The 22,788-nt window shown below is 64.6% G+C and carries 19 protein-coding genes and 1 pseudogene; 9 read left to right on the top strand and 11 right to left on the bottom strand.

What is annotated here, in order from left to right; genetic code table 11:
* Positions 1-33 precede the first annotated feature (33 nt).
* Positions 34-1,052: pseudogene (locus KRX52_RS10180) on the top strand (type I restriction endonuclease); the annotation flags it as partial.
* Between the two features lie 50 nt (positions 1,053-1,102).
* Here KRX52_RS10180 and KRX52_RS10185 read toward each other — a convergent pair.
* Positions 1,103-1,468: a histone-like nucleoid-structuring protein, MvaT/MvaU family gene (locus tag KRX52_RS10185; protein ID WP_217681634.1), complete on the bottom strand. Its 366-nt coding sequence runs from the start codon at positions 1,466-1,468 to the stop codon at positions 1,103-1,105.
* A gap of 46 nt (positions 1,469-1,514) precedes the next feature.
* On the bottom strand, positions 1,515-2,075 hold the full coding sequence (locus tag KRX52_RS10190; RefSeq protein ID WP_217681635.1) for a recombinase family protein: 561 nt from the start codon (positions 2,073-2,075) through the stop codon (positions 1,515-1,517).
* Between the two features lie 290 nt (positions 2,076-2,365).
* Here KRX52_RS10190 and KRX52_RS10195 point away from each other — a divergent pair, with 290 nt between their 5' ends.
* Positions 2,366-3,325, top strand: coding sequence for an arsenic resistance protein (locus tag KRX52_RS10195; protein WP_217681636.1), 960 nt, complete (start codon positions 2,366-2,368; stop codon positions 3,323-3,325).
* Between the two features lie 138 nt (positions 3,326-3,463).
* On the opposite strand, the gene KRX52_RS10200 is transcribed toward KRX52_RS10195, so the two are convergent.
* The 9 genes from KRX52_RS10200 to KRX52_RS10240 all read right to left on the bottom strand — a co-directional run bounded on the left by KRX52_RS10200 (position 3,464) and on the right by KRX52_RS10240 (position 14,474).
* Complete coding sequence (locus KRX52_RS10200) at positions 3,464-4,138, bottom strand: DsbA family protein (RefSeq protein ID WP_217681637.1); 675 nt, start codon at positions 4,136-4,138, stop codon at positions 3,464-3,466.
* Positions 4,135-4,569 carry a disulfide bond formation protein B gene (locus KRX52_RS10205; protein ID WP_217681638.1) on the bottom strand — a complete coding sequence of 145 codons (435 nt, stop codon included), beginning with the start codon at positions 4,567-4,569 and terminating at the stop codon, positions 4,135-4,137. Before KRX52_RS10205 ends, KRX52_RS10200 begins: the two co-directional genes overlap by 4 nt.
* Before the next feature lie 272 nt (positions 4,570-4,841).
* Positions 4,842-5,168: a DUF2790 domain-containing protein gene (locus tag KRX52_RS10210; protein WP_217681639.1), complete on the bottom strand. Its 327-nt coding sequence runs from the start codon at positions 5,166-5,168 to the stop codon at positions 4,842-4,844.
* Between the two features lie 145 nt (positions 5,169-5,313).
* A complete protein-coding gene (locus KRX52_RS10215; protein WP_217681640.1) occupies positions 5,314-8,433 on the bottom strand; it encodes an efflux RND transporter permease subunit in 3,120 nt (1,039 codons plus the stop codon).
* 14 nt (positions 8,434-8,447) lie between these two features.
* Positions 8,448-9,557 (bottom strand): efflux RND transporter periplasmic adaptor subunit, encoded by a 1,110-nt coding sequence (locus tag KRX52_RS10220; protein ID WP_217681641.1) that lies wholly within the window; start codon positions 9,555-9,557, stop codon positions 8,448-8,450.
* A gap of 9 nt (positions 9,558-9,566) precedes the next feature.
* Positions 9,567-10,112 carry a hypothetical protein gene (locus KRX52_RS10225; RefSeq protein ID WP_217681642.1) on the bottom strand — a complete coding sequence of 182 codons (546 nt, stop codon included), beginning with the start codon at positions 10,110-10,112 and terminating at the stop codon, positions 9,567-9,569.
* Positions 10,113-10,142: 30 nt separating this feature from the next.
* On the bottom strand, positions 10,143-11,432 hold the full coding sequence (locus KRX52_RS10230; RefSeq protein WP_217681643.1) for a TolC family protein: 1,290 nt from the start codon (positions 11,430-11,432) through the stop codon (positions 10,143-10,145).
* Positions 11,433-11,566: 134 nt separating this feature from the next.
* Positions 11,567-12,013 carry a DUF2946 domain-containing protein gene (locus KRX52_RS10235; RefSeq protein WP_254797502.1) on the bottom strand — a complete coding sequence of 149 codons (447 nt, stop codon included), beginning with the start codon at positions 12,011-12,013 and terminating at the stop codon, positions 11,567-11,569.
* Between the two features lie 61 nt (positions 12,014-12,074).
* A complete protein-coding gene (locus KRX52_RS10240) occupies positions 12,075-14,474 on the bottom strand; it encodes a heavy metal translocating P-type ATPase (RefSeq protein WP_217681644.1) in 2,400 nt (799 codons plus the stop codon).
* Positions 14,475-14,586: 112 nt separating this feature from the next.
* Between KRX52_RS10240 and cadR the strand changes: the two genes are divergently transcribed.
* The 7 genes from cadR to KRX52_RS10275 all read left to right on the top strand — a co-directional run bounded on the left by cadR (position 14,587) and on the right by KRX52_RS10275 (position 22,507).
* Positions 14,587-15,069, top strand: a complete 483-nt coding sequence (gene cadR, locus KRX52_RS10245; RefSeq protein ID WP_217681665.1) for a Cd(II)/Pb(II)-responsive transcriptional regulator — start codon at positions 14,587-14,589, stop codon at positions 15,067-15,069.
* 87 nt (positions 15,070-15,156) lie between these two features.
* Entirely contained in the window at positions 15,157-15,507 is a 351-nt protein-coding gene (locus KRX52_RS10250) for a hypothetical protein (protein WP_217681645.1), read from the top strand.
* Positions 15,508-15,598: 91 nt separating this feature from the next.
* Positions 15,599-16,855, top strand: a complete 1,257-nt coding sequence (locus KRX52_RS10255) for a TolC family protein (protein ID WP_217681646.1) — start codon at positions 15,599-15,601, stop codon at positions 16,853-16,855.
* Positions 16,852-18,333: an efflux RND transporter periplasmic adaptor subunit gene (locus KRX52_RS10260; protein ID WP_217681647.1), complete on the top strand. Its 1,482-nt coding sequence runs from the start codon at positions 16,852-16,854 to the stop codon at positions 18,331-18,333. Before KRX52_RS10255 ends, KRX52_RS10260 begins: the two co-directional genes overlap by 4 nt.
* Positions 18,330-21,503, top strand: coding sequence for an efflux RND transporter permease subunit (locus tag KRX52_RS10265; protein ID WP_217681648.1), 3,174 nt, complete (start codon positions 18,330-18,332; stop codon positions 21,501-21,503). Before KRX52_RS10260 ends, KRX52_RS10265 begins: the two co-directional genes overlap by 4 nt.
* Entirely contained in the window at positions 21,500-21,859 is a 360-nt protein-coding gene (locus tag KRX52_RS10270) for a copper-binding protein (RefSeq protein ID WP_217681649.1), read from the top strand. Before KRX52_RS10265 ends, KRX52_RS10270 begins: the two co-directional genes overlap by 4 nt.
* A 135-nt stretch (positions 21,860-21,994) precedes the next feature.
* Positions 21,995-22,507 carry a hypothetical protein gene (locus tag KRX52_RS10275; protein ID WP_217681650.1) on the top strand — a complete coding sequence of 171 codons (513 nt, stop codon included), beginning with the start codon at positions 21,995-21,997 and terminating at the stop codon, positions 22,505-22,507.
* Positions 22,508-22,788 lie beyond the last annotated feature (281 nt).

Here is a 22,788-nt window from a genome sequence, read left to right on the forward strand (position 1 = left end):
GCCTTCCCCCATCCGCGAACAAGAGACCGCGTAATGGCCGACAGCAAGGAAGCTCAATTTCAGCAGGACATCATCAAGGCATGACCACCCAAGGCTGGCTCAGCGGCCCGGCCAGCGGTTACGCCCGGCGCAGCGCGCTGTACACCGAAGACCTGCTGGCCTACTTCAAGGAGGCCTGACCGGAGCGCTGGGACAGGTTCGCCAAGGCCAACCCCAACGCCCCGGAAGGCGTGCTGGTGCAGAAGGTGGTACGCGCTCTGGAGCAGGACGGCACCCTGGAGGTGCTGCGCCACGGCTTCAAGCTGCCGGGGGTGAAGGTCGAGCTGTGCAGCTTCCAGCCCGACCATGGCATGAACCCGGACTCCCTGCGACGCTACCAGTGCAATCACCTGCGCGTGGTGGCAGAGGTGTCCTATTCGCCGCACTTCCAGGAGGGTAAGTACAACCCGCGCCTGGATCTGGTGCTGTTCGTCAACGGCCTGCCGGTGGCGACCCTGGAGCTGAAGAGCGAGCTCAAGCAGTCGGTGGAGAAGGCCAAGCAGCAGTACCGCCACGACCGCCCGCTGAAAGACCCGCTGACCCGCAAGCCCGAGCCGCTGCTGACCGTCAAGCGCGGCGCGCTGGTGCATTTCGCCGTCAGCCAGGAAGAGGTGGCGATGACCACCCAGCTGGCCGGCAAGGACACCTTCTTCCTGCCCTTCAACATGGGCAGCGAGGAAGGCGGCGCCGGCTACCCGCTGCCGGCCGACGACAGCCAGTACGCCACCGGCTACCTGTGGCAGCGGGTGTTCCAGCCAGATGCCTGGCTCAAGGTGCTGAGCCGCTTCCTGCATCTGCAACGCAAGACCAGCGAGGGCTTCGAAGGCCAGCTGACCACCAGGGAAACCCTGATCTTACCGCGCTTTCATCAGTGGGAAGTGGTCAACAAGCTGATCGACAGCACCCGCAGCGAAGGCTCCGGTCAGCGTTACCTGATCCAGCACAGCGCGGGCTCTGGCAAGTCCAATTCCATCGCCTGGACCGCGCACCAGTTGGCCGCGCTGTACGCAGCAAGAAGCCTTGGCGGGGCAAACTCATCCTTTTCTCCCACCAAGCCCCACCATCAGGGCTGACGCCACCTCTCCACTACCTCAACCCCGAACTCCGCCTTCCAGGCTTTGAGCAGGGCATGGTTCCCGCTCTTGGTTTCGATGCGCTTGCCAGTGACCGGCTGCACGTAGACCTTCACCTGACGGGGACGGCGCTGCTTCACCGCAGCCGGTGCAACCGGCTCAAGCTCGACAGGCTGCGGATTGAGGATAGCGACTACCTTCGCCAGATCCATGCCGTAGCTCGCCATCAGCGCCTTCAGCTTGTCTTCGAACTCCATTTCGCGCTTGAGGCCGCTGTCGCCCTGGAGCTTCTCCAGCAGAGCCAGTTGCTCCTGCAGTTCACGCTCGGCGCGGCGAAATTCGGCTAGTTTGGACATGCTCTCTCCTTTAGTTTTGTAACGAAATCAAGTTGGATACGACCGGCTACTCGCCGGTGCGTAGGTATTCATAGAGGGTGGCCCGGCTGATGCCGAACTCGCGGGCCAGGGCAGCCTTCGGCTCGCAGGCCTCGGCTCGTCGGCGCAGCTCGGCGACCTGGCTGCTGTTCAAAGCTCGTTTTCGACCCCGGTAGGCCCCACGCTGCTTGGCCAGGGCAATTCCCTCGCGCTGCCGCTCGCGGATCAGCTCGCGCTCGAACTCGGCGAAGGCACCCATGACGCTCAGCAGCAGGTTGGCCATCGGCGAATCCTCGCCGGTGAAGGTCAGCCCTTCCTTAACAAACTCGATGCGCACACCGCGTCCGGTGAGCTGCTGCACCATGCGGCGCAGGTCGTCCAGATTGCGTGCGAGGCGATCCATGCTGTGCACCACCAGGGTGTCACCATCGCGCACGTAGCCGAGTAGAGCGTCGAGCTGTGGGCGCTGGGTGTCCTTGCCGGAGGCCTTGTCGGTGAACACCTTGCTCACCTGGGCACCCTCCAGTTGCCGATCTGGGTTCTGGTCCAGGGTACTGACCCGGATGTAGCCGATCCGCTGTCCGCGCATGCCGCCTCCAGAGTGAGTGTGCATGGATGAACCCTATGGCGCTTCCAGACACCTGTCAAACAATGCATGAAATGACCCCATCCAGACACTCAGAGGCGGGCTTTCTGGGCGTCTTGATAGGGTATAACTCACCCGGACAGATGAGTGGCGTCAGTTATCGATCAGAAGCCCTGTCACACCTATCTTCTGTTTTATCTGAATTGTCTCCTGGCGCTTGAAAACACCTCAGCCCAGATATAACGCCTTTCAAGGTGCGAGAATGCCTGCACCACAAACATGGGAGATTGAGGATGTCGCGAGACTGGCTGGAGCATCACCAGATAGGCTTGTATTTCGTCGCCGTAGCCATCGCAGCTGTCGCAGGCTTGGCCTCTGAAGGCATGGCTGATCTGGCGGCAATGGCCATCACACCAGCGATTGCCATGCTGATGTATGCCATGTTCCTGCAGATTCCATTCCTTGAGCTTCGGCAAGCATTTGCCAACCGACGCTTCGTCGGCGCCCTGTTGCTGGCCAACTTCGTGCTGGTGCCGTTGCTGGTCTGGCTTCTGACCCTGCCGCTGTCGGCCAACAAGGCCCTGCTTGCCGGAGCCCTGCTGGTCCTGCTGACGCCCTGCATCGACTACGTGGTGGTATTCACCCACCTGGGCAAGGGCGACTCGAGACTGGTGCTGGCCTCCACGCCACTCCTGCTGCTGCTCCAGCTGCTGATGCTGCCTGTCTATCTGCAGCTCATGCTCGGCACGCAGGTGGACACGGTGATCGCCATCCGGCCCTTTGCCGAGGCCTTCCTGTTGCTGATCGTCGCGCCCCTGGTACTGGCCGTCGCCACAGAGCTGGGCGCAAGCCGCTCCGCAGCGGTGCGCATCTGGAGCGCCGGCTGGGCCTGGCTGCCCGTGCCGGCGATGGCAATGGTACTGGTGGCCGTGATCGGTTCGCAGATCGCCGCGGTGGCCCGGCAACTGGAAGTGCTCGCTCCGCTGTTGCCGGTCTATGCCATGTTCATGTTGCTCGCCCCTGCACTCGGAGCGTTCAGCGCCAGGCTGTTCCGTCTGGCGGCGCCGGCGGCGCGGGCGGTGGCCTTCAGCAGCTCCACTCGCAACTCGCTGGTGGTACTGCCACTGGCGCTGGCCCTGCCCGAGCCGATCAGGGGGCTGGCGGCGGCCGCAGTGATCACCCAGACCCTTGTGGAGCTGGTCGGTGAGCTGATCTACCTGCGCACCATCCCGGCGCTGGTAAGGGGGAACTAGAGCCTGTACCTGTCAGTGTTTGGTAGCGGACGTAAACAGCACTCCAGCGAGCGTCGGTGCCATTCCGGCAACACCACTCGCACCGACGCGACTCCCGGCAGATAGTGGACTGTAAGCTCTATCAGCGCACCCTTGGTGTCAGTTCCTGGCCTTGGCGACTTCGCTGCGCACCAGATCGCGCAGTGGCTCGGGGCCGAATTTGTCCAGTGCGTGGCCATTGACGAAGAAGGTCGGGGTGCCCCGGATGCCCAGCGCTTTGACGTCCTGCATGTCGGTTTCCAGCACGGCGTCGACGCTGGGCGTGTGCATGTCCGCACGGGCCCTCCCCACGTCCAGACCGGCGCCCTCGGCGGCGGCCCAGGCTGCGGCCGCCCTGGGGTCGTCGTGCCAGTCCGGCTGGGCATCGAGAACAGCCTCCAACACCTGCGAGTAAAGGTTCTGCTTGCGCGCGGCCTCCAGCATGCGAGCCACCTCCTCTGAGGCCTGGTGGAACAGTACGTAGCGCAACACCAGCCGCACGTCGTTGGGGTTCTCGGCGAGGATCTTCTTCACATACGGGTAGAAGGCTCGGCACGCCTCGCAGGAGGGGTCGAAGAACTCGACGATGGTCACCGGCGCCTGCGCCGGGCCGAATACCGGCGAGTGGAAGCGAACCAGGTTGCTGCCCTTGGGCGCTTCCGCCGGCACCTGCGCGGGTGCTTGGGCCTGCTGCGACGGTTGCGGCGGTATCACCCGCGGGTAGAGGAAGGCGGCTGCGGCGAACACGGCAAGGATCACCACGCAGATGATCAGAACCAGGGTACGGCGATTCATGGGGCAGTTCTCCGGCGAATAACGAGGAGCAGGATGGCAATCAGAGCGAAAGCAAACAGGGCCAGCATCGGTAGCGGCACACCACCGAAGATGGTCATGCCGGCGCCCGAGCAGGACGGTCCAGTAGCCGTGCAGGGCTGGATTGGCAGGGGAATCAGCCCGGCATAGAGCAGCGTGTGGGCGAGAGCTAGTCCTGCGCCGATGCCGGCCAACGGTAGTGCGTAACGCCAGATGGCGAAGTCCGAGCGGTAGCAGGCGATGGTCAGGATCACCGTCAGCGGGAACATGAAGGCGCGCTGGAACCAGCACAGTACGCAGGGAGCCTGCCCCATCACCTCGCCGATGAACAGCGCGGAGAGGCTCGACAGCAGCGCCACCAGCCAGGCGACTAGAAGCAGTGACCACAATCCGGAAGATGATGACGTACTCATTGGCTACTCCTCGTTATGTAACGAGACAACAGCGGACAACCATCCCATTGACTTGAAACATGACGATTCCTCCCAGATTGGCAGTTTTCAGGAGGGATTGTCGGGACCATAAATTCCATAGGAGATTCCCTAAAAAAAACGGCGCCACTGGGACGCCGATAGCCTGGAAAGGGGCAAGGCCCAGGCGAAAGCACTTTCAACCACACGGCTGCAGTCAGCCGCTCCTTACTTTAGGTGCAGGCATTTTTTGCGGCTGGTCAGCCGGTCGCCACTCAGCCGCGCCGGCATCCCCCACCGACTGCTTGGTACTCGACCGTCCGGAGCTCACCCTTCGAGTCGAGGAAGGTCATCCGCGCAGGTATCACGCCACAGACCTTGGCCTTGCGTGTCACGCTGATCACCCTGGCTACATCGAGCTCCATGCCATAGCGATACATCTCGACTTTCGGAGCGGATTTCCCGAGCTCTGCGGCGTACGCGTCCATGGCGCGCTGGTTCTCCTGGAGGATCCTGACCGGATCCTTGTCGAAACCAGCCGACATTGCGATGGAAGAGACGGCAAACATCGAGATGGCCAAGATTGCTTTCAGAGCTTTCATTTGAATTCCTCTATCACTGCGGTAATTCGCTGAGTGCTGCTTCAGTGACTTCAACTTCCGGATCATTTGCCGGCCAGCACGGTTGTTTTGTGGTGCGCAATCCCGCCCTGAGGGGCGGATTTGCGCTGAGAAATGCGGCAAACCATCAGAAAGCCCCCGCTTCGCGGTCAGCCATCAATCGCTCGGTGTCCTTGCGGCCGAACAACCAGAACATCACCGGGGTCAGGTAGGTATCGAGGAGGGTCGAGCTGATCAGGCCGGAGAAGATCACCACCGCCACCGGGTGGAGCACTTCCGTGCCCGGCCGCTCGGCCTCGAACAGCAGCGGTGCCAGGGCAAAGGCGGTGACCAGCGCGGTCATCAGCACCGGACTCAGGCGCTCGAGGGAGCCACGCAGGATCATCGAGTGGTCGAAGTTCTCCCCTTCGATGCGCATCAGGTTGATGTAGTGGCTGACCTTGAGGATGCCGTTGCGCACCGAGATGCCGGCCAGGGTGATGAAGCCGATCAGCGCGGCAATCGACAGCGGCTGCCCCGACAACCACAGGCCGAGCACTGCACCGACCAGGGCCAGCGGGATGTTGACCATGATCAGCGCCGACAGGGTTGCCGACTTGTAGCGGCTGTAGAGCACCACGAACATCAGAATCAGCGAAACGATGGACAGCAGGCCGACCAGACGTGACGCTTCCTCCTGGGCCTGGAACTGGCCACCCAGAGTGATGAAGTAGCCTTCCGGCAGCTTGGACTCGTCGACCACCTTGCGGATGTCTTCGACGATCTCCGACAGCGGGCGCCCCTGAGCATTGGCCGACAGCACGATGCGCCGTTTGCCGTCGTCGCGACTGATCTGGTTCGGGCCGTCGCCGTCCTCGATGCTGGCGAGCCTCGACAGCGGTACCCGACCGGCCGGGGTCTCGAACAGGATGTTGCCCAGGCCTTCCGCCGAACGTGCCGTCTCGGGCAGGCGCACCACCAGAGCGAAACGCCGGCCACCCTCGACAATCTGGGTGACCTTTTCGCCCTCGACCAGACTCTCCAGCGTCGCCAGGATCTGCGGCGCGGGAACGCCGTACTGGGCGGCGGCGGCGTAGTCGATTCGCACCTTGATCTGCGGAGCCAGCACCTGCTTCTCGATCTCCAGGTCGGCGATGCCGGGAATCGCCGCCAGCCTGCCGCGCAGGGCATCCGCCTGGCCGCGCAGGGTGTCCAGATCCTCGCCGAAGATCTTGATGGCGATCTGCGAGCGCACGCCCGACAGCATGTGGTCGATCCGGTGCGAGATCGGCTGGCCGATGCCGATGGCCGCCGGCAGGTTGACCAGCCGCGAACGAATGTCGCCGGTGATCTCATCCATCGAGCGGGTCAGCTCCGATGCCGGCTTGAGGCCGACATCCAGCTCGCTTACGTGCACACCCTCGGCGTGCTCATCCAGCTCAGCGCGGCCGCTGCGGCGGCCGACGTGGGTCACTTCCGGCACCTGCATGACCAACTGCTCGGCCTGCTGGGCCAGCGCCGAGGACTCCGCCAGGGTCACACCAGGGTTCAGACGCAGGCCGATCAGCAAGGTGCCCTCGTTGAACGGCGGCAGGAAGGTCTTCGGGAAGAACGGCACGCTCGCCGCCGCGACCAGCACGGCAATGCCGCCAACGACTACAGCCGCCTTCGGACGCTGCAGGACGGCCTGCAAGCTGCTGCGATAGCGGCTCTTGAGCCAGGCCAGCAGCTTGGTGTCGCCATGTTCCAGCGACTTCATGCGCGGCAGCAGGTAGAAGGACAGCACCGGGGTGACGGTCACCGAAACCACCAGCGAGGCCAGGGTGGAGACGATGAAGGCGATCCCCAGCGGCACGAACAGTCGCCCTTCCATGCCCGGCAGGGCGAACAGCGGCAGGAACACCAGCACGATGATGATGGTGGCGTAGAGGATGGCCGAACGCACCTCCATGGTCGCGTGCCCCACCAGTTCCAGCGGGTGCAGGCGGTGCTCGGGGTGCTTGGCCCGCTCCACCTTGAGCCGGCGCAGCACGTTCTCCACGCCCACCACGGCATCGTCGACCAATCCGCCGATAGCGATGGCCAGGCCACCGAGGGTCATGGTGTTGATCGACAGGCCGAAGTACTTGAACACCAGACCAGTGATGAAGATCGACACCGGAATGGCCGTCAGCGCAATGATGGTGGGGCGCAGCGTGCCGAGGAAGAAGAACAGGATCGCCGCGACGAACACCGAGGCGCCGATCAGCTTGCCCTGAAGGGTGCTGATCGAGGCCTCGATGAAGCTGGCCTGGCGGAAGGTGACCTGGGGGGCCTCCATGCCGGTCGGCAGCGACTTGCGCATTTCCCCCAGCGCCGCCTCGATGGAGCGGGTCAGCTGGATGGTATCGGCCGTCGGTTGTTTCTGGATGCCGAGGATCACCGCTGCCTTGCCTTCGAAGCCGGCGTCACCGCGCTTCAGGGCTGCGGCAAAGGTCACTTCGGCGATCTGCCGCAGCAGGATCGGCTGGCCGTTACGAGCCGTGATGGCCAGGTTCGACAGATCCTCCAGACTCGACGTCCGCCCCAGGTTGCGAATCAGGTACTCGCGGCCATTGAGCTCGAGGAAGCCCCCGGAGGTATTCGACGAATAGCCCTTGAGCGCCTCTTCCAGTTGCGTATGGCTGATACCCAGTTCGGCCATGCGCGCCGTGTCGGGCTGGACCTGGAACTGGCGGACCTCGCCGCCAATCGGGATCACCTGGGCAACACCGGGGATTGCCATCAGGCGCGGACGCAGCACCCAGTCGGCGAACTCGCGCACCTGCATCGGGGTGATCTTGTCCGCATCGATGGGAATCGCGATCTGCATGATCTCGCCCATGATGGAGCTGATCGGCCCCATGCGCGGGATCACGCCCGGTGGCAAACCCTCCTCCATCGCGGAGAGCCGCTCCGACACCATCTGCCGGGCCCGGAAAATCTCAGTGCTCCAGTCGAAGGTGACGTAAATGAACGACAGCCCGCTGCTGGAGACCGAGCGCACGCTCTCCACGCCGGGTAGACCGTTCATCGTGGTCTCCAGCGGGAAGGTGATCAGTTGCTCGACCTCTTCGGAGGCCATGCCGCCAGCCTCGGTCATGATGGTGACCGTGGGCTTGTTCAGATCGGGAAAAACATCCACGGGCATGCGTGACAGCGTGAATGCGCCGTAGGCCATCAGCACCAGGCTGGCGATGATCACCAGCAGACGGTTGCCGAGGCTGTTGTCGAGGAGCCACTTGAACATGAGTCAGGCTCCCTTCAGCGGATTTGGTTGATCAGGCTGGCGGCCTGCGTCACGACACGATCCCCAGCGGCAAGCCCATTGGTCACCACCACGGATACCCCGTCCAGCGCGGCAAAGGTGACCGGGCGCGGCACGAAGTGCTCCGGCGCGGTCTTGACCCAAACGACATTCTGGTTAGCGGCATTCTTCATCAGCGACGCTGCCGGAACCCGGATGCCCTGGGTACGACTGGCGGTCTGCACGAAGACCTTGACCGGCTGCCCCACGGCCAGCCGGGACAAGGCGCTGCCCTCGCCCTGGAACAGCATCGGCAGGGCCTGTTCGCGCAGGCTGCGCGCCGCGCCGATGAAGGTCAGCGGCACCCGTTCGCTACCCACCGCCAGAGTGGCTCCCGCCACATCGGCGGCCTGGTTCAGGTCGTAGGCCAGCGCTTCGATGCGCAGACGGGTGGGATCGACCACCTCGAACACCAGTTCGCGGGCATCGACCACCTGGCCGGCGACCGCGTTGGTCGAGGCAATCACCCCGGAAACCGGCGCAACCAGTGCATCCCGCGCATTGACGCCCGAACTCAGCGCAGCGACTTGCGCCCCCAGACTCGCGGCCTCGCTGGCCGCAGCCTCGATATCCTTGCGCGGCACCGTATCGGCCAGCTCGCGCAAGCGCGCCAGGCGCTGGTCGGCAAGACCCTTGGCCGCCCGCAGTTGGGCCAGCTGCGCGGCCTGATTGGCCCGTTCGAGGACATCGCCGGTCGCCACGACATAGGCCAGCACCTGACCTTTCTTCACCGCCTGCCCAACGCTGGGAAAGCCGCGCGGGCCGGCCTCGAGGCGCCCAGCCAGCACGGACTGCACCATGCCTCCGGCATTGGGGTCCATCACTACCTTGCCGGCCAACTCCAGCGAGCGCGGAAATTCGGCCGTCTCGAGCGGCAAGGTGCGCACACCGATCTGGCGTTGCGCCGGCTTGGGCAGGAATACGCTGCCGTCGGGCAGTCGCTGGGGGCCGTTGCTGTTGGTTGCAGGCGCTTCTTCGCCATGGTCATGCCCTTCGCCAGCCCAAGCGGGCGCGGTCAGGGACAGCAGAGCCAGGCATACCGCAGAAATCAGAAAATTAGCTTTCATGGAACACCTTCACGAATGACGAGGAGCGACACGGGCGCGGCGCATAGCCCAACCCAGCAGGGCGAGCAGAACCAGCCCGCCGGCACCCCAGGCACCGTAGGTGCCCCAGGACGCGCCAGACGCAGACTCTTCGGCGTGCTCTTCGTGATGGATATCCAGATCACCGCTCAGCAGCTCCGTGCGCTGGCCGACGACGACCTTGGCCTTGATAGCGACCTCGCCTTCCTCGGGCTCTTCCGCCAGCTCGGCCTCGAACTCGCCGGCTTCGTGCTGCTCGGCCTCGACCTTGACGCCGCCAATCTCCAGTTCAAGGCTCGCGCCCTCGACCGGACTGTTATCGGCGGCATGGTCGAGCCACAGAGTGAGGTCGTGGCCATCGAGCACGCCGACCAGCTCGAAGGTGTCGGAAGTCGCCGCGAAGCGCGGCAGGGCCTGTCCAGTCGGAGTGGCCGGCGCTTCGCCATGGTCATGCCCCTCGCCGGCTTGAGTAGCCGGGGGGGCGGCAGCGATCAAGGTCGCCACAGTGAAGGCTGTCAGCCTTGGAAACAGTGTCATCTTTGCAGTCCTTGTAGGTTCGTTCTGGCCCTATTCGGGCAGCAGACCCAGCGCCTGGCGCAGTGAAGAGGTCGCCGCCGCCTGATCGAGTCGGGCCAGGGCAGCCTGACGCTTGGCGTCGGTCGCCTCGAGCTCGATACGCAGGCGCGTCGGCAGATCGGTTTCGCCGAGGCGGAAGGATTTTTCGAAGAAACCGCGAGACTCCTGGGCCAGCCGGGCACGCTTCTCGGCAGCCGTCACTTGAGCGCGGGCGGATTCGAACTCCAGCCGGGCGGCTTCCAGCTCGCCGAGCAGGCGCTCACGCGCCAGACGCGCCTGCACCTCGGCTTCGATGGCCTCGGCCTCGGCCGTGGCTTGCTTGGCGCGATTGCGACTGCCCGAGCCGAAGGGGATGCGAATGCCCAGGGTGAGGCTTTCGTCATAGGACTCCCCAGGCTCGCGTTCGCGAGTGGTAGACAAGGTCAACTCGGGATTGGCCCGGGTCTGCACGCGGGCCAGTTCGGCCGAGCGGCGCGCGACCTCGGCCTGATCGAGCAGGGCGGCCACCGCCGGATGCTGAGTATCCAGACCAGCGAAGTCGGCGGGCAAAGCGGGCACCGGCTCACCGGCAACTACGCCAGGCGCAGTCTCTTCGCTATCACCCGGCAGGGTGCCGATCAGGCTGCGCAACTGCTGTGCAGCCGTCGCCAGCGCACTCCTGGCTCGCGCCGCCTCGATCTCGGCCAACGCCGCAGCACCCTCGGCCTGGTGCTGATCGGCCAGGGCCAGCTCGCCCGACTTGACCCGTTTGGCGACATCGGCAGCGAGCTGCCGGGCATTGCCCTCGCGCTCGCTGGCCAGGCTCGCTTCGACCCGGCTGCGTTGCCACTGCCAGTACGCCTCGCGCACTTCAGCAGCAGTGCGCAGCTGCGCAGCCGAGGCGCGACTGGCGGTGGACTGGGCCTCGGCCTCGGCCACGGCGCCCGTACGCGAGCGCTCACCGGGCAGCCACAGGGGGATGGCGAGGCCGACATTGTGCTCGCGGCTACCATCGTTGCCATTGAGCTGGTCGCCTTTGCTCGACAGCTCCAGGGCCATGGGCTCGGCGGTCCAGCTGTCGGCGGAGGCGCGACGGGCGGAGGCCGCCTCACGACGCGCAGACGAGGACTCCGCTTCGGGCTGACGCGCCCAAGCGGTATCGAAGGCTTGCTTCAGCGATAAAGGACCGGCAGTGACCGACTGCAGGCTGGAAGCGCTTGGCGCTGTCTGCGCCAAGGAACTGCCGGTGGCCAGCACGAGCAAGGCACAGGGCAGCCATTTTCTGGTTTTGCTTGGGAACATCCCGATTCTCCAGTGATGAAAAAGCTCACAGGGAATCGGCGAGACGCAATCAGCTGGCTCGCAGCACGCCAACGCTCATCGTCGGTGACGATGGTCGTTTGAGCGGGTCAGGGAGAGAGGAGTCGCCTCGCCGATCAGGCGAGGCGGGCCCACGCAGGGCGGTCAGGCGGAGAGGATGGTCGGGCCAGCGGATGAGCCTGGTGCCCTGTTTCGCCAGCTGACGAGCTGTTCACATCAAACAAGGCTACAGCGGAAAAGATCGGCGTGACGCCAGCGGAAACGCAGGCGTTGCAATCGCCATGCAGGTTCTTGCCGCTTTGGGGATCGGGACCGTCGTCGTCCTCGTTCCCCACCTGGCTTTTGTGCTGGTGAGCGTGATGGCCGAAATGCTTCGTCTGGCTTCCCGATTCGTGCTGGCAATAGCTGCCCAGTGCAGCCCAACCGAGCTGCAGCGGCATCATCACCAGCAAGAGAATCGTTAGCCAACGGCGCATAAGTACTTGATCGTAGATGGATTGGTTATATGAAATCTTAACAGCTGCAATCTGGCAAGAAAACCTGACGGGACCGACGGCACGCATTTTCCAGCCTGGCTTGCACCCATGGATCGGCACTAGTGGACCGCAGGAGCACGCAAACCCACTACTTGCGCAGCAACCGCAGCCCGTTGGCCACCACCAGCAAACTAGCCCCCATGTCGGCAAATACCGCCATCCACAAGGTGGCCTGCCCGCTGAACGTCAGCAGCAGGAAGACCGCCTTGATCACGAGGGCGAAGGCGATGTTCTGCCGCAGCACCGCTGCGGTCGCCCTCGACAGCCGGACGAACGCGGGAATCTTGCGCAGGTCGTCGTCCATCAGCGCAACATCTGCCGTCTCGATGGCGGTATCCGTACCAACCGCCCCCATCGCAAAGCCAATGCTCGCTCGGGCAAGGGCGGGCGCATCGTTGATCCCGTCCCCCACCATGCCGACCGCACCCGCCTTGTCGCTCGTCATCAGCCCTTCGATGATCTTGAGCTTGTCTTCCGGCAGCAGCCCACCGCGAGCCTCGTCGATGCCGACCGAGCGGGCAATGGTTTCGGCGGTATGGATATTGTCGCCGCTGAGCATCAGGGTTTTCACCCCGAGGGCGTGCAGTTCGCTGATAGCCTCGCGACTGGTTTCCCGCACCGTGTCGGCCACCGCGAAAATGCCCAGAACTTCGTGCTGGTTGACCAGCAGCACCACCGACTTGCCCTGACGCTCCAGGGCAAACAGCTGCGCCTCGATGGCTTCCGAGCAAAGCCCCAGCTCCTCGATCAGCCGGTGGTTGCCCAGCTGGTATAGATGATCGTCGATGCGGCCCCGGACGCCCCGGCCAAGAATGGCGGCCAGATCGCTCACCGGGCGCAAAGCCAAACCGGCTTCGCAGGCCGCATGGGCGACGGCCTGGGACACCGGGTGATCCGAGCGTGCCGCAAGGCTTGCCGCCAGAGTGCGAACCTGGACTTCCTCGCCATTCAAGGCGATGAAGTCGGTTTGCACCGGCTTGCCATGGGTGATGGTGCCGGTCTTGTCGAGTGCCAGAGTGGCCAGTTTGCGCCCCTCCTCCAGGTACACACCGCCCTTGACGAGGATGCCTTTGCGGGCAGCCGCAGCCAGACCACTGACGATGGATACCGGGGTGGAGATCACCAGCGCGCACGGACAGGCAATCACCAATAGCACCAAGGCCTTGTAGATCCAGTCCATCCAGGCCCCGGCAAACAGCAGCGGCGGTATGACGGCCGTCAGCAACGCCAGCAGGAACACCACCGGGGTGTAGATGCGCGCGAACTGGTCGACGAAGCGTTGCGTCGGCGCACGACTGCCCTGGGCGGACTCGACGGCATGAATGATCCGCGACAACGTCGAGTGACTGGCCTCTGCCGTCACCCGATATTCAAAAGAGCCCGTCTGGTTGATCGTACCGGCAAACACGCTGTCACCTTCCGCCTTGTCCACCGGCAGGCTTTCGCCAGTGATCGGAGCCTGGTTCACAGTCGAGTGCCCCTGGGTCACCACACCATCCAGCGCGATGCGCTCACCTGGACGCAGACGCACCGTGGCTCCCACCGCCACCTGCTTGGCGGGCACAGCCAGCCAACTGCCATCCGGCTGCTGGACGGTGGCCGTTTGCGGGGCGAGCTCCATCAGGCCGCGAATCGCATTGCGCGCACGGTCGAGCGATCTGGCCTCGATCACCTCAGCCAGGGCGAACAGGAACATCACCATGGCCGCCTCCGGCCACTCGCCAATGAGCATCGCGCCGGTGACGGCAATCGACATCAGCGCGTTGATGTTCAGGTTGCGGTTCTTGAGGGCAATCCAGCCTTTCTTGTAGGTCGAGAGTCCACCTACGCCAATCGCCATCATGGAAAGCGCCACGACCAACCAGTGATTACCGCTGTTCAACCAGTGCACGACCTCGGCCAGGGTCGCACTCACGCCCGCCACGGCCAGTGGCCACCAATGGTGGGTGCTGGTAGACGGCTTGGCGCTGTCGTTGGCAACACTCGGTTCGACACTGGCTTCGAGTCCGATGGATGTCAGCGCGCCCAGGATGGCATTCAGGCTCTCGGGACTGTGCGTGACCGTCAGACGGCGTTGCAGCAGATTGAAGTCCAGGGACTCGACCCCGGGCATTCCGGTCAGCTTGTCGCGAATCAGCCGTTCCTCGGTAGGGCAGTCCATCTTCGCGATGAGCAACACCGTGCACACCTGCTCGGCTGGAGGGGCAAGACGCTGGGCCTGCATGCCGATGGCGCGCAATCCGGCTTCGACCGGCTCCAGCGAATCGAGCTGGTGGTTCACCGTCAGCGTGCGCTGCATCAGGTTGAACTCCAACCCGGTCACTCCTGCGAGCGGCTCCAGCTTGCCGCGAATCAGCCGTTCCTCGGTGGGGCAGTCCATGTTGTCGATGCGGTACTGCGCAATCTTTCCCGCTCCGGCGGAGAGCGTCTTCGGTTCCGCTGACGACGCAGTGGAACACCCGCACCCAACAGCGTTGCACTCACCCATGTTGTACCCCCAAGCCTGACGTTGGGCACGAGTAAACAACCTGTAGCGGCTACAGAGTCAAGCCCCTATGCTGCAAGTAGACGTCACCAGACCCGACTATTGGGAGAACACCTTGAAAATAGGTCAACTGGCCAGAACTACGGGCACCCAGGTCGAAACCATCCGCTACTACGAGCGCGAGGGGCTACTCGCCTCGCCAGCACGCAGCGACGGCAACTTTCGCATCTACACCGAAGCGCATGTCGAAAGGCTGTCCTTCATCCGCCGTTGCCGCATGCTGGACATGACGCACGCCGAGATTCGGGGGCTGCTCCATTTCAAGGATGCCCCCAGCGAACACTGTGGCGATGTGAACGCCCTGCTGGACGCGCACATTGGCCATGTCACCGCGCGCATCGAGGAGCTCCGCCAGCTGGAACAACAGCTCAAGAGCTTGCGTGAACGCTGCAACGAGCCGAGTAGCGCCGCCCACTGCGGCATCCTCCACGAGTTGTCGCAGCCGTTGTGCGAAGGCGCAACGAGCGAGGGCAATCACCTGCGCTGCGCACATTCAGGCGGCCCCTCCCATCAGCGGCAAACCGGGACCACGCAATAACGAGCTCTGCTCGAAGCTCCTTAACTACTGTGCCGGGTGGTGCGCCTGCAATTGTGTACCCCACCGAGCAGGACTAGACTCCCGTCCATGAAACGCCACCTGCGGCTCTGCCTGGTTTTCCTGCTCAGTCTGACGCTTCCCCTCACCGGGATGGCGGGGGTCCAGCCACCGGCAGAACCCTGTCCGATGCAGGCGACCGACATGGCGGCGATGGCCGACATGCTGGCCGTGCCTCCGGACTGCTGCCAGGACATGGGCGGTCCAGCCGAGCCTGGCAAGCCCTGCAAACCGGGGCAGGAATGCAAGACCGCCAGCCTGCTGCAAGTGGCAGTCATCAAGCCCCCCATCCCCTTGTCCGCCCCTATAGCGGCATCCTACACCTGCGATCTGCTGCCCGAGCGCCCCCCATCCGGGCTCTGGCGACCACCCTGCGCCTGATTCCTGCCCCACACTGAACGCTATCCCGCCTGGTCGGGACAGCAGGGCTGCGCGCGTTCGCGCGACACGGAACATCACAGGAATCGAGAGCATGAACATCCCACGTCACTGTCCGGGCTGGCCCCTCGCCGCCGCCCTGGCGGCGTCCGTGCTGGCATTGCCGAGCCAGGCAGCCTCGCTGACCCTCGCCGAGGCCTTGCGCCTGGCTGAAGATAACGCCCCTTCGCTGGCCGCCGAGCAAGCCAAACTGCAAGCCGCCAGTAGTGCCGCCATTCCCGCCGGAGAACTGCCCGATCCTCAGCTGCGGCTGGGGGTGCAGAACTATCCCGTCGGCGGCCCCGACCGCTGGAGCATCGACCGCGATTTCATGACCATGCAGATGGTCGGAGTCATGCAGGAGATGCCCAACAGCGCCAAGCGCCGGGCTCGGATTGAGGTAGCCGATGCTGCGGTAGAGCGCGCCGCCGCCGAAAGCGCGGTCGAACGACTGAGCGTCCGCCAGGCCACCGCGCTGGCCTGGATCGACCGCCTCGCGGTGGAACGCCAGCAGGCGCTGTTCACCGATTTCATCCGCGAGAACCGTCTGCTCGCTGCCGCCGTGCAGGCGCAGATCGCCGGCGGACGTGGGCAGGCTGCCGACGCTGTGCGGCCGAAACAAGAGGCAGCCCGCCTGGACGAACAGCAGGACCAACTGGCCCAGCAACACGTTCGCGCGCGCGCTGCCCTACGTCGCTGGATAGGCGTGGCCGCCGACCAGCCGCTGGCTGGCGACTGGCCAGAATGGCCCGTCGATCACGCCCGCTACGGCCACCAGTTGCCACGCCACCCGGCGCTGGCCGCCTTCGAGCCGATGACGCGCGAAGCGCAAGCCAAGGTGCGCGAGGCGCAGGCGGAGAAGAAGTCCGACTGGAGTTGGGAGCTCGACTACCAGCGTCGTGGCCGCGAGTTTGGCGACATGGTCAGTGTGCAGGTCAGTTTCGACCTGCCACTGTTCCCCGGCTCTCGGCAGGATCCAAAAATCGCCGCCCGACATGCCGAACTCGACCAGCTAGAGGCCGAGCGCGAAGCCCTGCTGCGCGAGCATGCCCAGCAACTGGAAGAGGATCTCGCCGAATACCAGCGACTACAGCGGGCACTGCATCGCAACCGCGACAGCTTCGTGCCGCTGGCCCGGGAGAAGGTGGAGCTCAGCCTGGCCAGCTACCGCGCCGGCAAGGGCGATCTGCTCAGCGTCATCACCGCCCGTCAGGAGCTGATCGAGACTCGCCTGCGCCAGGTCGAGCTGGAGGCACAGGGCGCCAAGACCGCTGCACGGCTGCATTTTGCCTACGGGGAGGAGCACCCATGAACATGCGAATTGGCCCGACAGCCGCACTGTGCGGCTTGGCGCTCGTTCTAGGCGCTGGCGGGGGGTACTGGTTCGCCCAGCAGCGCTCGCCCGAGGTGGCCGACAAAGCCGAACCCGCAGCCATCGCGCTGGATGAGCGGCAGGTACTGTACTGGTACGACCCGATGTATCCGCAGCAGCGGTTCGACAAACCGGGCAAGTCGCCCTTCATGGACATGGAGCTGGTGCCTCGCTATGCCGATGCCGCCGCGGACAGCGCCGCCGTCAGCATCGATCCGCGGTTGATCCAGAATCTCGGCCTGCGCCTGGCGACCGTCAGCCGTGGGGCCATCGCCTCCAGTCTGGAGGTAACCGGCATGCTGGCTTTCAACGAACGGGATGTCGCGGTGGTTCAGGCGCGTACTGCCGGCTTCGTCGAGCGGGTCTACGCCCGCGCGCCGGGCGACGTGCTGGCGGCCGGCGCCCCGCTGGCCGACCTCCTGGTGCCCGAGTGGGCCGCCGCCCAGGAAGAGTTTCTCGCCCTCCGGCGCAGCGGCGATGCCGAGCTGCTGGCGGCGTCCCGCCAGCGCTTGCGCCTGACGGGGATGCCGGCGGCGCTGATCGCCAAGGTGGAGCGCAGCGGCAAGGCCCAGCCGACCCTGACCATCACCAGCCCCATCGGTGGCGTGTTGCAGGAGCTGGCTGTGCGGACGGGCATGAGCATGGCGGCCGGCAATACCCTGGCGCGCATCAACGGTCTGGACAGCGTCTGGCTGGAGCTGGCCGTACCGGAGGCCGAAGCCGGGGCACTAGACGCCGGCCAGGCGGTCGAGGCGCGCCTGCCGGCGCTCGCTGGCGAGGTGCTGACGGGCCGGGTCGCCACCATCCTGCCCGAGGTGAACGCCGACAGTCGTACCCTGCGCGTACGAGTCGAACTGCCCAACCCTGACGGGCGCTTGCGGCCGGGGCTGACGGCGCAGGTACGGCTGAATCGGGCGAGCGAGCAAGGCGTGTTGTCAGTACCGAGCGAGGCTGTCATCCGCACCGGCCGCCGCGCCTTGGTCATGCTCGCCGAAGGCGCAGGGCGCTTCCGCCCCGTCGAGGTGCAACCAGGTCTAGAAAGCGACGGCCGGACGGTGATACTGAGCGGCCTGGAGGAAGGCCAGCAGGTGGTCGCCTCCGGGCAGTTCCTGCTCGATTCCGAGGCCAGCCTCAAGGGCATGGTCGTGGAGGCTGCGGCAAGACCGGAGCCTGCCGCCAGCGCTCCGCCCCTGCATGAGGCCGAGGGGCAAATCGTCGAGATCGGTGACCAGCACGTGACCCTCGCCCATGGTCCGTTCCGCACGCTGGGGATGCCCGGCATGACCATGAGTTTCCCCCTGGCCGATCCGGCCCTGCTGCAAGGACTCAAGGTTGGTGACCGAGTGCGCTTCGCGGTGCGCGAGAGCGACGCTGGGCTGGTGGTCGAGCATCTGGAAAAACTGGGAGACCAGCCATGATCGCCGCGCTGATCCGCTGGTCGGTAGCCAACCGCTTCCTGGTCCTGCTGGCCACTCTGTTCGCTACCGCCTGGGGCGTCTGGTCGGTGCGCAGCATCCCGCTCGACGCGCTGCCGGACCTCTCCGACGTACAGGTGATCGTGCGCACCCCCTATCCGGGGCAGGCGCCGCAGATCGTCGAGAACCAGGTGACCTATCCGCTGACTACCACCATGCTCTCGGTGCCGGGGGCGAAAACGGTGCGCGGCTACTCCTTCTTCGGCGACAGCTACGTCTATGTGCTGTTCGAGGACGGCACCGACCTCTACTGGGCGCGCTCGCGGGTTCTGGAGTACCTGAGCCAGGTGCAGAGCCGCCTGCCGGCGGGTGCCAAACCCGCGCTGGGGCCGGATGCCACCGGGGTCGGCTGGATCTACCAGTACGCCCTGGTGGATCGCAGTGGCCGCCACGACCTGGCGCAACTGCGCGCCCTACAGGACTGGTTCCTCAAGTTCGAGCTGAAGACTCTGACCAACGTCGCCGAGGTGGCCACCGTCGGCGGCATGGTCAAGCAGTACCAGGTACTGCTCGATCCCGTCAGGCTGGCCAGCCTGGGCATCACCCAGTCCGAGGTGATCGCGGCCATCGGCCAGGGCAACCGGGAAACCGGCGGCGCCGTGCTGGAAATGGCCGAGACCGAGTTCATGGTGCGCGCCTCCGGATACTTGAAGACGCTCGACGACTTCCGCGCCATCCCGCTCAGGCTCGGCGCCGGCAACGTGCCGGTGACCCTCGGCGACGTGGCGAGCATCCAGCTGGGTCCGGAGATGCGCCGCGGCATCGGCGAACTCGACGGCGAAGGCGAAACGGTCGGCGGCGTGGTGATCCTGCGCAGCGGCAAGAACGCCCGCGACACCATTGCCGCGGTCAAGGGCAAACTCGACGAGCTGAAGGGCAGCCTGCCCGCCGGGGTGGAAATCGTCACCACCTACGACCGCAGCAAGCTGATCGACCGCGCGGTGGCCAACCTCAGCCACAAGCTGCTCGAGGAGTTCATCGTCGTCGCCCTGGTCTGTGCGCTGTTCCTCTGGCACCTGCGCTCATCCCTGGTCGCCATCATCTCGCTGCCGGTTGGCGTGCTCATCGCGTTCATCGTGATGCACCAGCAGGGGATCAACGCCAACCTCATGTCCCTCGGCGGCATCGCCATCGCCATTGGCGCCATGGTCGATGGAGCGGTGGTGATGATCGAGAACGCCCACAAGAAGATCGAGGCCTGGCACGCGGCTCACCCCGGGGAGACGCTGACAGGCGAACGCCACTGGCAGGTGATAACCGCTGCCGCCGTCGAGGTCGGCCCGGCCTTGTTCTTCTGTCTGCTGATCATCACCCTGTCGTTCATCCCTGTGTTCACCCTGGAGGCCCAGGAAGGCCGCCTGTTCGGCCCACTGGCCTTCACCAAGACCTACGCCATGGCGGCCGCGGCCGGGTTGTCGGTGACCCTGGTGCCGATACTGATGGGCTACTGGATTCGCGGGCAGATCCCCCGGGAGGAGCGCAATCCGCTGAATCGCTGGCTGATCCGCCTCTACCGGCCGGCCCTGGACGCGGTGCTGCGCCGCCCCAAAGCCACCCTGATGGCTGCACTGCTGGTGTTTCTCAGCGCGCTGTGGCCGATTTCCCGCCTCGGCGGCGAGTTCCTGCCACCGATGGATGAAGGTGACTTGCTCTACATGCCTTCCGCGCTACCCGGACTCTCGGCGCAGAAGGCTTCGCAGCTATTACAGCAGACCGACCGCCTGATCAAGACGGTACCGGAGGTCGAGCACGTCTTTGGCAAGGCCGGACGAGCCGAAACCGCCACCGACCCGGCGCCTCTGGAGATGTTCGAAACCACCATCCAGTTCAAGCCGCGCGAGCAGTGGCGACCCGGCATGACGCCCGAGAAACTGGTTGAGGTGCTGGACCGCGTGGTGCAGATACCGGGCCTCACCAACATCTGGATTCCGCCGATCCGCAACCGCATCGACATGCTCGCCACCGGGATCAAGAGCCCCATTGGGGTCAAGATTGCCGGAACCAACCTAGCGGACATTGACGCCGCCAGCCTGGCCGTCGAGCGGGTGGCCAAAGGCGTGCCCGGCGTCAGCTCGGCGCTGGCTGAGCGGCTGACCGGAGGGCGTTATGTCGACGTGGACATCGACCGTCGTGCGGCCGGCCGCTACGGGCTGAACATCGCCGACGTGCAGTCGATAGTGGCGAGTGCCATCGGCGGCGAAAACGTCGGCGAAACCGTCGATGGCCTGGCGCGCTTCCCGATCAATGTGCGCTACCCCCGCGAGTGGCGCGACTCGCTCAGCGCTCTCGAGGAGCTGCCGATCTATACACCGCAAGGCAGCCAGATCACCTTGGGCACCGTGGCCAGGATTGTGGTCAAGGATGGCCCACCGATGCTCAAGAGCGAGAACGCTCGACCATCCGGCTGGGTCTATATCGACGTGCGTGGTCGGGATATCGCCGCGGTGGTCGCCGATCTGCGCCAGGCCATCGGTGCGCAGGTCAGCCTGCAACCGGGGATGAGCCTGAGCTATTCGGGACAGTTCGAGTACCTCGAACGGGCCAACGCCCGGCTCAAGCTGGTGGTGCCGGCGACCCTGGCAATCATCTTCGTGCTGCTCTACCTGACCTTCGCCCGCATCGACGAGGCCTTGCTGATCATGGCGACGCTACCATTCGCCCTCACCGGCGGGGTGTGGTTCCTCTATCTGCTCGGATACAACCTGTCGGTGGCCACTGGCGTCGGCTTCATCGCCCTGGCGGGGGTGGCCGCCGAGTTCGGCGTGATCATGCTGCTCTATCTGAAGCACGCCTGGGCCGAGCGTGAGGCGGCCGGCGAGCACAGCGAACAGGCACTACTGGAGGCGATTCACCAGGGCGCCGTGCAGCGCGTGCGTCCCAAGGCGATGACCGTGGCGGTGATCGTCGCAGGCCTGCTGCCTATCTTCTGGGGCAGCGGCACCGGCAGCGAGATCATGAGCCGCATCGCCGCTCCCATGGTTGGCGGCATGCTCAGCGCGCCCTTGCTGTCCCTGTTCGTCATCCCGGCGGCCTATCGGCTGATTCGCCGCTCGCATCTACCCAAAGCATCAGCTGTGCAACCATCCAACTCCACAGGAGCAGCCCAGTCATGAAACAAGTCCTCGCAACCATCCTGACCGCCACGCTCATCCAGACCGCCACAGCGGCTGACATGAACGACAAGCCCATGGACAGGATGCCAATGGAACAGCCCACGCCAATGGAACAGCCGGACAGCGTGGCCCCCACCGCCAAGACCAGCGGCACGATCAAGGGGATCGACGCAGCCAAAGGGACCATCACGCTATCGCACGGCCCCGTTCCCAGCTTGAAATGGCCACCAATGACCATGGGCTTTACCGCAACGCCCGAGCAGTTGAAGGGGCTGAAGGTCGGTGACAAAGTGAATTTCGAATTCCAGAGCCAGGGCATGGCAGCCAGGATCGTTTCCATTCGGAAAGCTGATTGAGCCTATCCCCCTTGACTCACGATGGGGCAATCCAGCCAAGGGACGCTACAGTTCTAGACGAAAGCCATGTTGTCAACGCAATGACCCGGCTCGTAGGTATGTTGGTTCAGCTCACCACCACAAAGGCAGCTCGACATGAAAAACACCAAGCTGGCGGCACTCCTCCTCGCCGCATCACTGTCACCCGCATGGGCGCTGGCGGCAGACCCAACCCCAGCCAAAAGCTCTACGCCCCAGGCGCAGCAGCAAACTCCGAATATTGCTGAGTTCGACAAACAGATGGCTCAGGCGCAGGAAAACCTCCAGAAGATGCAGGCCCAGATGGAGAAAATCCGTCAGACCCAAGACCCGAAGGAACGGCAAAAACTCCTTCAGGAGCATTGGAATACGATGCAAGGAAATATGGGAATGATGCATGGCATGGGCATGTGGGGAGGCGGCATGATGGGCGGGCACATGATGGGCGGCGGCATGATGGGTGGCGGCCACATGATGGGCTGGCAGGACTACTCGAACTTGCCCCCGGAGCAGAAAGCACAGCGTCAGTACATGATGGACAGGTATATGGGGATGCAGCAGATGATGATGGACCACATGATGTGGCACCAACACTACATGGGGATGCCGTCAGCTAAACCCGCTCCGTAGGCATGACTCTGGGCCCTGCCGAAAAGTCATCTGAATGAAGGTCACGCAAAGCGAAAAGTGACGATGGCACGGAATGTACTGGCCGTAATGGAGCATTCCGAACCACTTTTAAACGCGACCTCACCGAGCACAGGCACTTTCGTGCATAGCCCAAGCTTCCCTCCCATGGCCAGAAAGTGACGATAAAATCCGTTATCGTCACTTTCCGGCCTGCGGCCGGCTCGCTACCCTGAACGCCTGTGCCGTGGGATCCGTGGGCGGCGGCTCGCCGTCGCCTCCCC

The sequence above is a fragment of the Geopseudomonas aromaticivorans genome (assembly GCF_019097855.1).
GTDB lineage: Bacteria > Pseudomonadota > Gammaproteobacteria > Pseudomonadales > Pseudomonadaceae > Geopseudomonas > Geopseudomonas aromaticivorans.